15 protein-coding genes are annotated in these 14,256 nt (G+C 66.6%); 8 read left to right on the top strand and 7 right to left on the bottom strand.

Going from position 1 to position 14,256, the window contains the following annotated elements:
- The 3 genes from P1X14_RS19410 to P1X14_RS19420 all read right to left on the bottom strand — a co-directional run.
- Nucleotides 1–518, bottom strand: a 518-nt coding sequence (locus tag P1X14_RS19410; protein ID WP_277317071.1) for an ATP phosphoribosyltransferase regulatory subunit, incomplete at its 3' end; no start/stop codon positions are given.
- A 19-nt stretch (nt 519–537) separates the two neighbouring features.
- The gene (gene serA / locus P1X14_RS19415) at nt 538–2,115 is read right to left on the bottom strand and encodes a phosphoglycerate dehydrogenase (protein WP_277317072.1); all 1,578 of its coding nucleotides are present in this window, start codon (nt 2,113–2,115) and stop codon (nt 538–540) included.
- A gap of 101 nt (nt 2,116–2,216) precedes the next feature.
- Entirely contained in the window at nt 2,217–3,377 is a 1,161-nt protein-coding gene (locus P1X14_RS19420; RefSeq protein ID WP_277317073.1) for a phosphoserine transaminase, read from the bottom strand.
- 158 nt (nt 3,378–3,535) lie between these two features.
- Between P1X14_RS19420 and P1X14_RS19425 the strand changes: the two genes are divergently transcribed.
- From P1X14_RS19425 to P1X14_RS19435, 3 genes are read left to right on the top strand one after another with little or no spacing between them, the layout of a single operon-like run.
- Nucleotides 3,536–4,195: a DUF4328 domain-containing protein gene (locus P1X14_RS19425; RefSeq protein WP_277317074.1), complete on the top strand. Its 660-nt coding sequence runs from the start codon at nt 3,536–3,538 to the stop codon at nt 4,193–4,195.
- Between the two features lie 50 nt (nt 4,196–4,245).
- Entirely contained in the window at nt 4,246–4,941 is a 696-nt protein-coding gene (locus P1X14_RS19430; protein WP_277317075.1) for an extensin family protein, read from the top strand.
- A 23-nt stretch (nt 4,942–4,964) separates the two neighbouring features.
- Nucleotides 4,965–5,876, top strand: a complete 912-nt coding sequence (locus P1X14_RS19435) for an LOG family protein (RefSeq protein ID WP_277317076.1) — start codon at nt 4,965–4,967, stop codon at nt 5,874–5,876.
- 78 nt (nt 5,877–5,954) lie between these two features.
- Here the strand turns inward: P1X14_RS19435 and P1X14_RS19440 are convergent, their stop codons facing one another.
- On the bottom strand, nt 5,955–6,575 hold the full coding sequence (locus tag P1X14_RS19440) for a cytochrome c family protein (protein ID WP_277317077.1): 621 nt from the start codon (nt 6,573–6,575) through the stop codon (nt 5,955–5,957).
- Nucleotides 6,576–6,728: 153 nt separating this feature from the next.
- On the opposite strand from P1X14_RS19440, the gene P1X14_RS19445 reads away from it, so the two are divergent.
- A complete protein-coding gene (locus P1X14_RS19445; RefSeq protein WP_277317078.1) occupies nt 6,729–7,619 on the top strand; it encodes a prephenate dehydratase in 891 nt (296 codons plus the stop codon).
- Between the two features lie 328 nt (nt 7,620–7,947).
- On the opposite strand, the gene nudC is transcribed toward P1X14_RS19445, so the two are convergent.
- The 3 genes from nudC to mutY are packed head-to-tail and all read right to left on the bottom strand — an operon-like array spanning nt 7,948 to nt 11,154.
- On the bottom strand, nt 7,948–8,820 hold the full coding sequence (gene nudC / locus P1X14_RS19450; protein ID WP_277317079.1) for an NAD(+) diphosphatase: 873 nt from the start codon (nt 8,818–8,820) through the stop codon (nt 7,948–7,950).
- A 7-nt stretch (nt 8,821–8,827) separates the two neighbouring features.
- Nucleotides 8,828–10,075 (bottom strand): serine hydrolase domain-containing protein, encoded by a 1,248-nt coding sequence (locus P1X14_RS19455; RefSeq protein ID WP_277317085.1) that lies wholly within the window; start codon nt 10,073–10,075, stop codon nt 8,828–8,830.
- Between the two features lie 53 nt (nt 10,076–10,128).
- On the bottom strand, nt 10,129–11,154 hold the full coding sequence (gene mutY, locus P1X14_RS19460; RefSeq protein ID WP_277317080.1) for an A/G-specific adenine glycosylase: 1,026 nt from the start codon (nt 11,152–11,154) through the stop codon (nt 10,129–10,131).
- Between the two features lie 27 nt (nt 11,155–11,181).
- On the opposite strand from mutY, the gene P1X14_RS19465 reads away from it, so the two are divergent.
- The 4 genes from P1X14_RS19465 to P1X14_RS19480 all read left to right on the top strand — a co-directional run.
- Complete coding sequence (locus P1X14_RS19465; protein WP_277317081.1) at nt 11,182–11,712, top strand: DciA family protein; 531 nt, start codon at nt 11,182–11,184, stop codon at nt 11,710–11,712.
- A complete protein-coding gene (locus P1X14_RS19470; protein ID WP_277317082.1) occupies nt 11,712–12,449 on the top strand; it encodes a thioredoxin domain-containing protein in 738 nt (245 codons plus the stop codon). Before P1X14_RS19465 ends, P1X14_RS19470 begins: the two co-directional genes overlap by 1 nt.
- 35 nt (nt 12,450–12,484) lie before the next feature.
- Nucleotides 12,485–13,213, top strand: a complete 729-nt coding sequence (locus tag P1X14_RS19475) for a thioredoxin domain-containing protein (protein ID WP_277317083.1) — start codon at nt 12,485–12,487, stop codon at nt 13,211–13,213.
- 114 nt (nt 13,214–13,327) lie between these two features.
- Nucleotides 13,328–14,256 (top strand): AAA family ATPase (locus tag P1X14_RS19480; RefSeq protein ID WP_277317084.1); only part of this gene is annotated, 929 nt, incomplete at its 3' end.

Here is a 14,256-nt window from a genome sequence, read left to right on the forward strand (position 1 = left end):
GTGTCGCCCGCCAGCGTATCGACCAGATCGGGCAGGGTGAAATCGACGGCGAGTCCCTCGACGCCCGCCGCCCGCAGCGCCTCGACCGCGACCCGCACGATCTCGCTGGCGGCAGCCACCGAATCGAGGCCGATCAGCTCGCACCCGATCTGCCGCATCGCCCGCTCAGGCCGCAGCTGCGACGCGCGCAGCTTGAGCACCGGGCCTGCATAGGAAAGCCGCACCGGCCGCGGATGATGCGCCATCCGCGTCGCCGCGATCCGACCCACCTGCGCGGTGATGTCCGGCCGGATCGCCAGCGTCGCCTGCGACACCGGATCGACGAAGCGCACCGCATCGCGCATGCCGCCCGCCTTCAGCCGCGAGGCCAGCGCCTCGGCAAACTCGGCCAGCGGCGGATCGACCTGCTCATAGCCATAGCCACGCGCCACGCCGAGCACACGCCCCTCCACCCGCGCCGCCGCATCGGCGGACGGAGGAAGGCGATCGTGAAACCCCTCGGGAAGCAGGCCGGTCATGCGAGGTCCGATAGCGCCGTCAGAACGACAGCGCCATCGCGGTCTTCACGCCCGGAAGCGCCTTGACCGTCGCCAGCAGCTCGGGCGCCACCGCTTCGTCGAGCGACAGCAGCAGCACCGCTTCGCCACCGGCCGAACGGCGGCCGAGATGGAAGGTGCCGATATTGACGCCCGCCTCACCCAGCGTGGTGCCCAGACGGCCGATGAAACCGGGCGCGTCCTCGTTGACGATGTAGAGCATATGGCCGACCAGATCGGCCTCGACCTTGATGCCGAACAGCTCGACCAGACGCGGCGCGGCGTCGCCGAACAGCGTGCCGGCCACCGAACGATCGCCCGCCTGGGTCGAGACGGTCACGCGCACCAGCGTGTGGTAATCGCCTTCGCGGTCGTGACGGACTTCGCGCACGTCCAGCCCGCGCTCCTTGGCGAGGAACGGCGCGTTGACCATGTTCACCGTGTCGGAATGGACCCGCATCAGCCCGGCCAGCACCGCGCCGGTGATCGGCTTCTGGTTCAGCTCGGCCGCCGCGCCCTCGACCTCGATCGAGATGCCGTTGAGCGCGCCATGCGCAAGCTGGCCGACCAGCGAGCCCAGCTTCTCGGCCAGCGCCATGTACGGCCTCAACCGCGGGGCTTCCTCGGCGGAGAGCGACGGCATGTTCAGCGCATTGGTGACGCCGCCCGAGACGAGGAAGTCGGCCATCTGCTCGGCGACCTGGATCGCGACATTGACCTGCGCCTCGCTGGTCGACGCACCCAGATGCGGGGTCGAGATGAAGTTGGCGGTGCCGAACAGCGGCGATTCCTTGGCCGGCTCGGTCACGAACACGTCGAGCGCAGCGCCGCCGATATGCCCCGAATCGAGCCCGTCCTTCAGCGCCGCTTCGTCGATCAGGCCACCGCGCGCGCAGTTGATGATCCGCACGCCCTTCTTGGTCCTGGCCAGGTTCTCGCGGCTCAGGATGTTGCGGGTCTGGTCGGTCAGCGGGGTGTGCAGCGTGATGAAGTCGGCACGGGCGAGCAGCCCTTCCAGCTCGACCTTCTCCACGCCCATCTCGATCGCGCGCTCGGGCGTCAGGAAGGGATCGTATGCGATCACCTTCATCCGCAGGCCGAGGGCACGGTCGGCGACGATCGAACCGATATTACCCGCGCCGATCAGGCCCAGCGTCTTGCTGGTCAGCTCGACGCCCATGAAGCGGTTCTTTTCCCACTTGCCGGCCTGGGTCGAGGCATCGGCCTCGGGCAGCTGGCGGGCGAGTGCGAACATCAGGGCGATGGCATGCTCGGCGGTGGTGATCGAGTTGCCGAACGGGGTGTTCATGACGACCACGCCCTTGGACGAGGCATAGGGGATGTCGACATTGTCGACGCCGATGCCGGCGCGGCCGATCACCTTCAACTTGGTCGCGGCGTCGAGGATCGCCTTGGTCGCCTTGGTCGAGCTGCGGATCGCGAGGCCGTCATACTGGTCGATGATCGCGGCCAGTTCTTCCGGCGTCTTGCCGGTGATCTCGTCCACCTCGACTCCGCGCTGGCGGAAGATCTCGGCGGCCTTGGGATCCATTTTGTCGCTGATGAGTACCTTGGGCATGATTCATGTCCTGAATTTGGGGCGCTCCGGCGACGGCCGGAGCACTGGAAAGGGAATGCGTTGATCGCCAGCGCTCCGGCCTGCGCCGGAGCACGGCAGCGTCAGCCGGCCTTGGCGGTCGCGTAGGCCCAGTCGAGCCACGGCCCGAGCGCTTCGATATCGGCGGTATCCACCGTCGCGCCGCACCAGATGCGCAGGCCCGCAGGGGCATCGCGATATCCGGCGACGTCATAGGCGGCGTCCTCCTTCTCGAGCAGCGCGGCGAACTTCTTGATGAACGCCTCGTCCGCACCCTCGACCGTCAGGCACACGCTGGTGGTCGAGCGATAGCCCTTGTCCGGCGCCAGATGGCCCAGCCAGTCGCGATGCGCGACGATCTTGTCGAGCGCGGTCGCATTGGCGTTGCTGCGGGCGATCAGCCCTTGGGCGCCGCCAATCGACTTGGCCCATTCCAGCGCGAAGATCGCATCCTCGACCGCCAGCATCGACGGGGTATTGATCGTCTCGCCCTTGAACACGCCCTCGGCCAGCGCGCCCTTGGAGACCAGGCGGAACACCTTGGGCAGCGGCCACGCAGGCGTATATTCGGTCAGCCGCTCCACGGCGCGCGGGCCGAGGATCAGGACGCCATGGCCGCCCTCGCCGCCCAGCACCTTCTGCCAGCTGAAGGTCGCGACATCAATCTTGTCCCACGGCAGGTCGTACGCGAACACCGCGCTGGTCGCGTCGGCAAAGCTCAGGCCGCGACGGTCGTCGGGAATCCAGTCGCCATTCGGCACGCGCACGCCCGAAGTGGTGCCGTTCCAGGTGAAGAGGACGTCATCGTCCCAGTCGACCTTGGAGAGATCGGGAAGCTGGCCATAATCGGCGCGGTGGATCTTCGGCTCGAGCTTGAGCTGCTTGGCGGCATCGGTGACCCAACCTTCACCGAAGCTTTCCCACGCAAGCGTCGTCACGCCGCGCGCGCCGAGCATGGTCCACATCGCCATCTCGAACGCGCCCGTATCCGATCCCGGAACGATGCCGATGCGATGGGTGTCGGGCAGGTTCAGCAACTCGCGCATCAGATCGATGGCATATTGCAGCCGCGCCTTGCCGAGCTTCGAACGGTGCGAGCGTCCAAGGACCTCGACCGCGAGCTTCGACGCATCCCAGCCCGGAGGCTTGGCGCAGGGACCGGAGGAAAAATGGGGGCGAGCCGGCTTCGTAGCGGGCTTGGCAGTGGACGCAATGGTGGCGTCGGTAACGGTCGTATCAGTCATGTCAGTCTCTCCTTGCAGAGAGCACGCGCGGCGTTGGGACCGCGTGGCCCGTCGACGGCCCTAAAGCCGGCGGCCGCAAAGTCAATCATGTGTTTGACGGATGCGATGGACAGTTTGCCTCACGCCACGCTACCCATCGCTGCGGGGGAGACATTTTCATGGACCATGAATTCCGGGACCCGCTGCCGCTCGCAAGGGTGGTTCGCATCGCGCTGGGGGTCTGGCTGATCGCAATGACGGTCTATGCCGTCATGTCCGGCTATACGATCGTCACCGTCGGCGCATTTCAGGCGGGGACCGCCGGCCAGGAAGATCTGGAACGCCTCGATGCGATCTCTCAGGCGATCAGCATCCCGGTCATCGCCGTCAACCTGATTGCCATCGTTCTGGTCGCCCGCTGGATATGGCGGGTCAACAAGAACGCCCATGCGCTGTCGGATTCGATGGAGATGACGCCGGGCTGGAATGTCGGCTTCTTCTTCATCCCGATCCTCAACCTGTGGAAGCCGTTCCAGGGCATCCTCCAGACGTGGCGGGCCAGCTTCTCTCCCTATAATGCCGAGGATGCAGACGTGCCCGCATGGGTGCCGGTGTGGTGGGTCAGCTGGATCATCAGCAACATCCTGAGCAACATCGCCTTCCGCCTCGGCATGCGCGCCGAGACGCTGGACGATTATGTCGCGGTCAGCTGGATCGAGCTGTGGTGCCTGCCCTTCGACCTGATCTCCGGCATCACGCTTTTCCTGCTGGTGACCCGCCTGTCGCGGGTCCAGCACAATGTCCGCGACGTCGAGGCACACGAGGCCGTGTTCGAATAGGACGCACTCTTTAGTCTCTCGTTAACCATGATGCGGGTACGCCCGCGCTCATGCGTATCCGTTGGCCCGGCCTGATCCTGCTGCCCCTGCTGCTTGCGGGCTGCATGTTCGGCGAGGACGATTATGCGCCGCGCCCTGCCCAGCCCAGCGCTCCGATTCGCGAGCGCCCGAGCGGCCCGATCACCCTGAACGACCCGACCCCGCGCGATACGCAGCAATGCTTCACCGCACTCACCCGCGACGATGTGCAGTACAGCCCGTTGCCGGACCGCGATTATGGCGGCGGCTGCATCGTCACCGGATCGGTCCAGTTGCTCGACATCGGCGTACCGGTAACCAATTTGAAGGCGATCAAATGCCCGCTGGCACGCACTTTCACCGGCTGGGTCCGGTACGCGGTCGCGCCCGCCTCCGCGCAGATCCTCGGCAGCGAGCTGGCCAAGGTCGAGACCTATGGCACCTATGCCTGTCGCGGCGTGGTCGGACGCGGGGCGGAAGGCGCACGCAAGATGTCGGAGCATGGTCTGGCTAACGCCGTCGATATCTCGGCCTTCGTGCTGAAGGACGGCCGCCGCATCACCATCGAACATGGCTGGCGATCCAGCGACCCCGACGTTCGCCGGTTCATGGAGACGATCCACAAATCGGCCTGCCGCCGCTTCCAGACGGTGCTCAGCCCCGATTACAACGCGGCGCATTACAATCACCTGCACTTCGATATGGGCAAGGGGCCTTTCTGCCGCTGAGGGTTTCCGCTACTCAGGTTCAAATGACAGACACAAAAGTACCGTCGCGGGTATTCCGGCCCGCGAAGCAGGAAGCCGAGGTCGCGAAAGACCATGGCATCACCCCCCAGACCGAGCATCCCGCATACCGGCTCGCCTTTCAGGACATGGATTTCCTGTTGCGCGACGATCTGCGGCCGATCCGCTTCCAGCTCGAGCTGCTCAAGCCGCAGGTCGTACTCGACGAGGCGAACATTGCATCGACCTTCGTCGTCTATGGCTCGGCGCGCATCCCGGAGCCGAGCAAGGCACTGGCACTGCGCGAAACGGCCGACACGCCGATGGCGAAGAAGGTCGCCGAGCGGCTGATCGAGAAGTCGAGATATTACGACGTCGCCCGCGAGCTGGCGCGCCTGGCGAGCAACTTCCCGCGCGACGAAGCCGGCAAGCAGCATTTCGTCGTGACCTCGGGCGGTGGCCCTTCGATCATGGAAGCCGCCAATCGCGGCGCGCGTGACGTGGGCGCCGATACGGTCGGCCTCAACATCGTGCTGCCGCACGAACAGGCGCCGAACCCCTATGTCACCCCCGGCCTGTCGATGCAGTTCCACTATTTCGCGCTGCGCAAGATGCACTTCCTGCTCCACGCGCGCGCGGTAGCGGTGTTCCCGGGCGGCTTCGGCACGTTCGACGAATCGTTCGAGCTGCTGACCCTGATCCAGACCGGCAAGATCGCCCCGATCCCGGTGCTGTTCTACGGCAAGGACTTCTGGAACCGCGTCGTCAATTTCGAGGCGCTGTGCGAGGAAGGCGTGATCAGCCCCCGCGACCTGAACCTGTTCCACTTCGTCGAGACCGCCGAAGAGGGCTGGGAAATCGTCAAGGATTTCTGGCGCGACAAGGATCACACCAAGATCGACCGCCCGCGGAGCCGAATCACCGGGCACCAGTCATAGGGACTCGACCAAAGCCGAAACGAAAAGGGCGCCGCGTGGATCACGCGGCGCCCTTTTTCTATCCCGTCGGGAAAAGCCTTAGTGGCCCTTCGCCTCCGCAGCCGGAGCGGCTTCGTTGCCGGCGGCCGGAGCGGCCTCGGTCGCGTTGCCTTCGGCGGCGGGTGCTGCACCCGGGGCCGGAGCGGCGGGGAGCGGCAGGTTCGAACCCTGCTGGTTGAGATAGACGATCAGGTTGGCGCGATCCTGCTGGTTGGGCAGGCCGGCAAAGGTCATCTTGGTGCCCGGCGCATATTTGCGCGGATTCTTCAGCCAGTGATCGAGCGCGTCGAAGTCCCAGTTGCCCGGAACCCCCTTCAGCGCATCCGAATAGGCGAAGCCTGCGACATGGCCGTGCGGCTTGCCGACCGCATTCCACAGATTCGGGCCGATGCCGTTGGCGCCGCCCTGATTGATCGTGTGGCACGCAGCGCACTTCTTGAAGACGTCCGCGCCCTTCACCGGATCGGCGGTGGCGAGCAGCGCCGCGATCGGCTGGTCCTTCGTTACTTCCTCAGGGCCAGTGCTGGCGCCTTCAACGGCATAACCAGGCTTTTCGGGCGCATGCGACGAAAACACCATGCCGCTGACGATCGACAGGCCCAACGCGGCGATGCCGCCCGTCAGAACCCAACCTGCAATCGTATTCGTCCGATCGTCCATCTGTGACGCCCCTGGGTAAATTTCGAGACCCCTCTAGTGCGGCACTTTGCACACCGCAAGCGCGCGCGTGGCGGTTATGCGCCTTGCAGTCCCACGGCGCGGCCACACGCACACTTGCCGCCCGGCAACGACCCGGCTAGCGCGCGCTCCACTATGGAGAATTTCGCTGCACCCGCCCGTCCCATCGTTGCGCGCATGGTCGAGGCCGCCGCCGCCGAGCCGAGCCGGGCCGTCGCCTATCAGGGCGCGCCCGGCGCCAATTCGCATATTGCGGCGCTTCAGGCCTTTCCCGACGGCCTGCCCCTGCCCTGCTTCAGCTTCGAGGACGCGATCGACGCGGTGAAGGAAGGATCGGCCGATTGCGCGATCATTCCCATCGAAAATTCGCTCCATGGCCGCGTGGCGGACATTCATTTCCTGCTGCCCGAATCGGGGCTGGTGATCACCGGCGAGCATTTCCTGCCGATCCGCTACGATCTGGCCGGCACCGGTACCATCGCCGACGTGAAGGAAGCGATGAGCCACACCCAGGCGCTGGGCCAGTGCCGCCACTGGCTGAAGCAGCACAATATCACGCCGGTCGCCTATCCCGACACGGCGGGTGCTGGTGCTGTCGTCGCCGAGCTGAACGACCCCAGCATCGCCGCGCTGGTGCCGCCGGGTGCGGGCCAGCTCTATGGTCTGAACCTGCTGGCCGAGAGCATCGCCGACGCCGACCACAATATGACCCGCTTCGTCGTGCTGGCGCGCGAGGCCCCGCCGCTTTCCGGTGAGGGCCCGTGGATGACCACCTTCATCTTCGAAGTGAAGAACGTCCCCGCCGCGCTCTACAAGGCGCTGGGTGGCTTTGCGACCAACGGGGTCAACATGACCAAGCTGGAAAGCTATCAGCGCGGCGGCACCTTCGCCGCGACGGAATTCTATGCCGACGTCACCGGCCGCCCCGGCGAAGCCCATCTCGACCGCGCGCTGGAGGAACTGACCTTCCACACCAAATGGGCGCGCGTGCTGGGCACCTACCGTCAGGCACGCGAGCGGGGCTAAATCCGCGCCGGAAAAGGTCCGGCAAGTCACGCCGTTTATGACCTTTGCCCGAGGAGAAATGCGCCATTTCGCCGCGCGGCGAAGCGCCATGCCGGATCGTCCGTGCGGGAAGCCTAGGCGCGTCATCCGACAGGATAAAGCGCGCGAAATCCATCATTGCAAGGCACGCTGCCCCTTGAACCACGTTCGAGAGGAGCAGCCTGTGCTCCGGCGAAGGCCGGAGCGTTGGACATGTCGCTGTCCCTTCACCGCCAGAGCTCCGGCCTTCGCCGGAGCACAGCTACTTGGGCGCGACGTAATAGGCCGCGCCTTGGCGGCGCTTAGCGCTTTAGCTCTCCGCCCAGGCCGTCAGCAGCGTGTGGGCGATGGCATAGGGTGGCGGGGCGACGAAGCTGGCCTCGGGATCCCCGGCAAGCGAGGCGAGGACCTCGTCGCGGGTGAACCAGCGGGCGTCCTCCAGCTCGTTGCGGTCGATTTCGATCGTGTCGTTTTCCGCCGTGCCGATGCAGGCGATCATCAGCGATGAGGGGAAGGGCCAGGGCTGGCTGGCGACATAGCGGATGCCGCGCACCCGCACGCCGGTTTCCTCCAGCGTTTCGCGCGCCACCGCTTCCTCGATCGATTCGCCGGGCTCGAGAAAGCCCGCCAGCGCCGAATAGCGGCCCCGCGGCCAGGGCGACTGGCGGCCCAGCAGCGCGCGGCCTTCATGTTCGGCGATCATGATCACGACCGGATCGGTGCGCGGGAAATGCTCCGCATTGCACACCGGGCATTTGCGGCCCCAGCCGGCGCGGAACGCCGTACTGGCCGTGCCGCACACCGCGCAGAAACGGTGCCGCATGTGCCAATCGACCACGCTGCGCGCCGCGGCATAGTTGGCGGCTTCGGCGGCGGGCAGGATATCGAGCGCGCGGAAGATGGCGGGCGAACGGCCCGTCACCGGCGTCGCATGCGGATCGGCCGAGGCGAAATGCGGCACCCCGTCGAGGAAGCCGAGGAAGATCAGATCATCCTCCTCGCCCGCCTCGGCCAGCGATCCCCAGCTCAGATGCCCCTCGGGCGTCAGCTCGGGATCGAGCGCATGGAGCCGCAGCAGTCGCGCGCGCGGATCGGCGGTGGCGGCCGCCAGCCGGTCCAGGTCGCTGCGCAGCGCGTCGGCACGATCGAACGTGCCGCCGGTAAAACCCGGCGCGGTCACCATCGCCGCCTCAGCGCTGGAAATCGGCGTGGATCGCCTTGTTCACATCGTCGCGCAGCGGCCATTTGTCGCCGAAATAATTGACCATCACCACGCCGCGAATGCCGCGGCCGCGATCGACCCAGCCCAGCGTTCCGGCGGCACCGGCCCAGCCATAAGTACCCTTGCCTGCCGCACCCGGCACGTCTTCGAGATAGACCGATCCGCCTGCGCCGAAGCCCAGCTTGCCCGCCAGACCGCTGAGCGTACCCAGCCCCGACGTGTCGGTTCCCGCCGGCAGCAGGTTGGACATGGCGAGTTCCGCCGTCTCGGGCTTCAGGATACGGACGCCGTCGAGCACGCCGCCATTCTGGAGCATGTGCAGGAACCGGTCATAGTCGCGCGCCGATGAGACGAGGCCCGCACCGCCATAGGGGAAGCTCGGCGGGCTCAGCCAGATCGAGCTGGGGCCGCCATCGATCGGCAGGCGGGTGTCGCCGACATAATAATAATTGGTCGCGAAGCGCGCGGCATTGCCCGGCGCGACGGTGAAGCCGGTCGAATCCATCTTCAGCGGCTTGAACAGGCGCGACTGGAGGAAATCGTCGAACTTCTGGCCCGAGGCGACTTCGATCACCCGGCCGAGCAGATCGAGGCTGATCGAATAGCTCCACTTCGTGCCCGGTTCGGCGATCAGCGGCAGCGTGGCGAGCCGGTTGGCGAACTCCTCAAGCGTCGGCGCACGCACCGCGCGCATCTGCGGCTCCATTGCCGGGCCGACCGCCGCGGGATTGATGCCCAGCTTGTTATATTCGTCGAGCAGCGGCCCCTTGGTGACGATGCTGTAGCCGAGGCCCGCGGTGTGGGTCAGCAGGTGGCGGACCGTGATCGGACCCTTGGCCGGATGGCTGGCCAGCGTGGTGCCGTTCGGATCGTCGAGCACCTTCATGTTCTTGAACGCCGGAATGAAGTCGCTGATCGGCTGGTCGAGCTTCAGCTTGCCTTCGTCGATCAGGATCATCGCGGCGATGCCGGTGATCGGTTTGGTCATCGAATAGATGCGCCACAGGCTGTCCGGCCCCGCCATCGGCGCGCCCGGTTCGGCTGCGATCCGGCCGGCGGACAGGAACTGGGTCGGCGATTCGCGATAGCCGACCGACATGACGATGCCCGGCACCTTGTTTTCGGCGACATAGCGATCGGCAAGCGCCTGCGTCGCGGGATAGCTCGTCTTGACCGCGGCGACCGGATGCAGCGCGGCGTTCGCGCCCGCCGCCATGGTCGCGATCAACGCGCTGCCCAGCGCCAGCCTGATCCACTTGCCCGTCACCGTCATCGCGCTCTCCGTATCGCTTTCGCCGCCTTGGCGAACACGGTCGGCATACCCGCCGACTCGATCTCCGCCACCGGCCACCATTCGCCGGTGGCCGCTTCCTGCGCCTCGATTGTGGCAACGGCAAGCGCACTTTCGAGACGAAAATGGGTGAAGCCATGATCGACCGTCTCGCCGAGCATCTGCCAGTCCGCATCGAACGGCGCGTCCGCCAACCCCGGCGGCGAATCGGTCCATGGCCCGGTCGGTAGCGCGCGCATGCCGCCCAGCAATCCGCTGTCCGGCCGCCGCACCAGCAGCACCCGGCCGTCGCGCTCCGCCCAGAACATCGTGCCATAACGCTGCGGCCGCTCGGCCTTCTTCGTCTTGACCGGAAACGTCTCCGGCTCGCCCGCCGCGAACGCCGCGCAGTCCTGACGCAGCGGGCAGAGCATGCAGCGCGGGGACCGCGCGGTGCAGACCGTCGCGCCCAGATCCATCATCGCCTGTGCGAAATCGCCTGCGCGCGCATCGGGCGTGATCGAATCGGTCAGTTCGCGAATCCGCGGCTTCGCACCCGGCAGCGCCTCGCGCACCGCAAACAGCCGCGACACGACCCGCTCGACATTGCCATCGACCACCACCGCGCGCCGCCCGAATGCGATCGCCGCCACCGCCGCCGCGGTGTAGCCGCCTACGCCGGGCAGCTTGAGCAGCCCCTCCTCGGTATCGGGCAGGCCGTCCGCCGCGACGGCACGGGCACAGGCCAGCATGTTGCGGGCCCGGGCATAATAGCCCAGCCCCGCCCAGGCGCTCATCACCTCCGCATCATCCTCGGCCGCCAGCGCCTCAAAGCTCGGCCAGCGCGTGGTGAATTTCTCGAAATAGGGCTTCACCGTCGCGACCTGCGTCTGTTGCAGCATCACTTCGGAAAGCCACACGCGATAGGGTTCGGTGGCATTGGCACCGGGCAGCGCGCGCCAGGGCAGATCGCGGGCGTTGCGATCGTACCAGTGGAGCAGGGTCTCAGCGATGTTGTCGGGCACATGGCCCTATGGCATGGGTGATCGCGAATGACGAAGTCTCCGCGTACAACGATCCGGCAGCCCAAGCCCGAACCGAAGCGCAGCAACCGTGCGCGCGCGGTTTCCGAGCTGTTGCCCGATGTCGGCCGCGCCGCATTCCGCAAGTTCGGGTTCGTCCAGCATGCCATCGTCAGCCGCTGGAGCGAGATCGTGGGCGAGCGTTATGCCCGTGTCTCCTCGCCCGAATCGATCCGCTTTCCGCAGGGCAAGCGGGCGGAGGGCGTGCTCCACCTGCTTGTCGGCGGCGCGCATGCCCCGATGATGCAGCATATCGCGCCCGAGATCGTCGAGCGGGTGAACCGTTTCTTCGGCTATACCGCGGTCGCGCGGCTCCAGATCCGGCATGGCGACGTGAAGCGGCCCAAGCCCGCCGCGCCGCCGCCCGAGCTGAAGCCGCTGACCGAGGAAATGGGCGAAAGCCTGCGCGGGATCGTGGATCCCGAACTCAAGGCCGTGCTCGAATCGCTTGCCTCCGGCGTGGCCGCGGCGAACTTTCCCAAGATCGGCAGGATCGACTGATGCGTTTCCTCATGCTTGCCTTGCTCGCCCTTTCCGGCGTGACGCTGGTCGCGACGCCCCCCGCGGCGGCGCAGGCAGTGAAGAAGAAGGCGGCCCCGGCTGCGAAAAAGGGTCCTGCGCGTCCCGCCGCGCCGACCAACTGGACCCGGGTGATCGTGAAGACGCCGCAGGGCGGATATCGCATCGGCAATCCCGCGGCGCGGCTGAAGCTGGTCGAATATGGCTCGCGCTCCTGCCCGACCTGCGGCCGCTTCGCTGCCGATTCAGGTGCCTTGGTCACCACCTATGTCGCCAGCGGCCGGGTGAGCTGGGAGTTTCGCGACTATCCGGTCCATGCCCAGGATATTGCGATCTCGATGCTTGGCCGCTGCGTGCCGACCGGGTCCTATTTCAAGGTGCTGGAGGGCATGTTCGCCGGACAGGCCGAGTTCAATTCGCGCGTGACGCAGATTTCGCCCGAGCGCGCCGAGGCGATCCGCACCATGGAGATCCCCGCCCAGTCGCGCGCCTATGCCGACGAACTGGGCTATACCGCCTTCATGAAGCGCAACGGCATGACCGAGGCGGCGATCACCGCGTGCCTGTCCAACCAGCTCGTCTATAACGATCTGGTCCGCATTGCCGAAGGTGCGGGGAAGCTGGGCGTGCAGGGCACCCCGACCTTCTTCCTCAACGGCAAGCGCCTCGACGGCGTGATGTGGAGCCAGATCGAACCCCTTCTGAAGCCCGGCAACTAAAGCCGGCACGACCGAAATATCGACGGAGACCTGAAATGCGTATTGCTTTTGCCCTGATCGCTTCGCTGGCCCTTGCTGCCTGTGGTGGCGGCGACGGCGCAACGACCGAGAATGGCACGACCCCCGAAGCGCCCGCGGCCTCGAAGCTCGCCCCGCCTGCCGGCAAGCAGTGGGTCGATGTGGTTACCAAGTCGCCTGAGGGCGGTATGATCCAGGGCAATCCGGATGCGCCGGTGAAGCTGGTCGAATATGGTTCGCGCAGCTGCCCGGCCTGCCAGGGCTTCGCGATGACCGGTGTCGAGCCGCTCCGCGCCAAGTACATCTCGACCGGTCAGGTCAGCTACGAGTTCCGCGATTTCGCGCTCCACCCGCAGGATCTCGGCCTGATCCTGATCGGCCAGTGCGTGTCGCCCGAAGCCTTTTTCCCGATCCTCGACCAGATGTATGTCGAGCAGCAGGTGTTCAACGAGCGCCTGACCCAGGAAATCCTGACCTCGACGGAAGGCCTCGGCGCAGGTCCGCAGGCGAAGCGCCTGATGGAAATCATGGGCTATATCGACTTCATGAAGCAGCGCGGCGTGCCGCAGGCGCAGCTCGACAAGTGCCTGGGCGACCAGGCCGCGATCGATCAGGTCGCGGCTCGCCAGAAGGCCGGTGTCGAAAAGGGCGTGAACAGCACCCCGACCTTCTACATCAACGACAAGATGTTCCAGGGCGGCTGGGACGATATGGAGCGCGAACTGCGCGCTGCCGGCGCACGCTAAGTCCTTCACGGTGCCAGCCCGCTCCCCCGCCCGGCCACCCAACGGAAGCTTGTTCTATGGGCGGCCGGGCGGGGGAGCGGGCTGGCACCGCCTCCGCGAAGTGGCGTAGCGCCGATGCAGATCAAGCGGCTCCGGCTTACGGGGTTCAAGAGCTTCGTCGATCCCGCCGATCTGCGGATCGAACCCGGGCTGACGGGAATCGTCGGCCCCAATGGCTGCGGCAAATCCAACCTGCTCGAAGCGCTGCGCTGGGCGATGGGCGAGAACAGCGCGAAGTCCATGCGCGGCGCGGGCATGGAGGACGTGATCTTCGCGGGCACCGCGACGCGGCCTCAGCGCGATTTCGCCGAAGTCTCGATCCTGGCCGAGGGCGTCGGCGACAGTGAGGAAATGGAAGTCGTCCGCCGCATCGAACGCGGCGCCGGCTCCGCATACCGGATCAACGGCCGCGACGTCCGCGCCAAGGATGTCGGGCTGGTCTTTGCCGACAATGCCACCGGCGCGCACAGCCCGGCGCTGGTCAGCCAGGGCCGGATCGGCGCGATCATCTCTGCCAAGCCCGCCGAGCGCCGCGCGATGCTGGAAGAGGCAGCGGGGATCGCCGGCCTGCATGTCCGCCGCAAGGATGCCGAGCAGAAGCTGCGCGCAACCGAAGCGAACCTGACCCGGCTCGACGAAGTCATTTCCGATCAGGAAGCCCGTGCCCATGCCCTGCGCCGTCAGGCACGGCAGGCCGAACGCTATCGCGAGCTATCCGACAAGATCCGCGTGGCCGAGGCGCGGATGATCTTCGCCCGCTGGCGCGATGCCGCCGCCGCCGCGGACGTTGCGAAGAAGGAAGCGCAGGCTGCCGAGGCGCTCGTCACCGAACGGGCCAAGGCGCATGACGATGCCGCCGCCGTGCAACAGGCCGCGGCCGAAACGCTGGCCGGGCTTCGCGCCAGCGCGCTGATGGTCCGCGACAAGGCAACCGAGACGATGCACGCGCTGGCCACGCTGCGCAGCGAACGCGCGACGGTGGAGCGCCGCATCGCCGATCTGCG

Origin of the sequence: Sphingomonas sp. AOB5 (assembly GCF_029433115.1) — a bacterium.
Lineage (GTDB): Bacteria > Pseudomonadota > Alphaproteobacteria > Sphingomonadales > Sphingomonadaceae > Sphingomonas.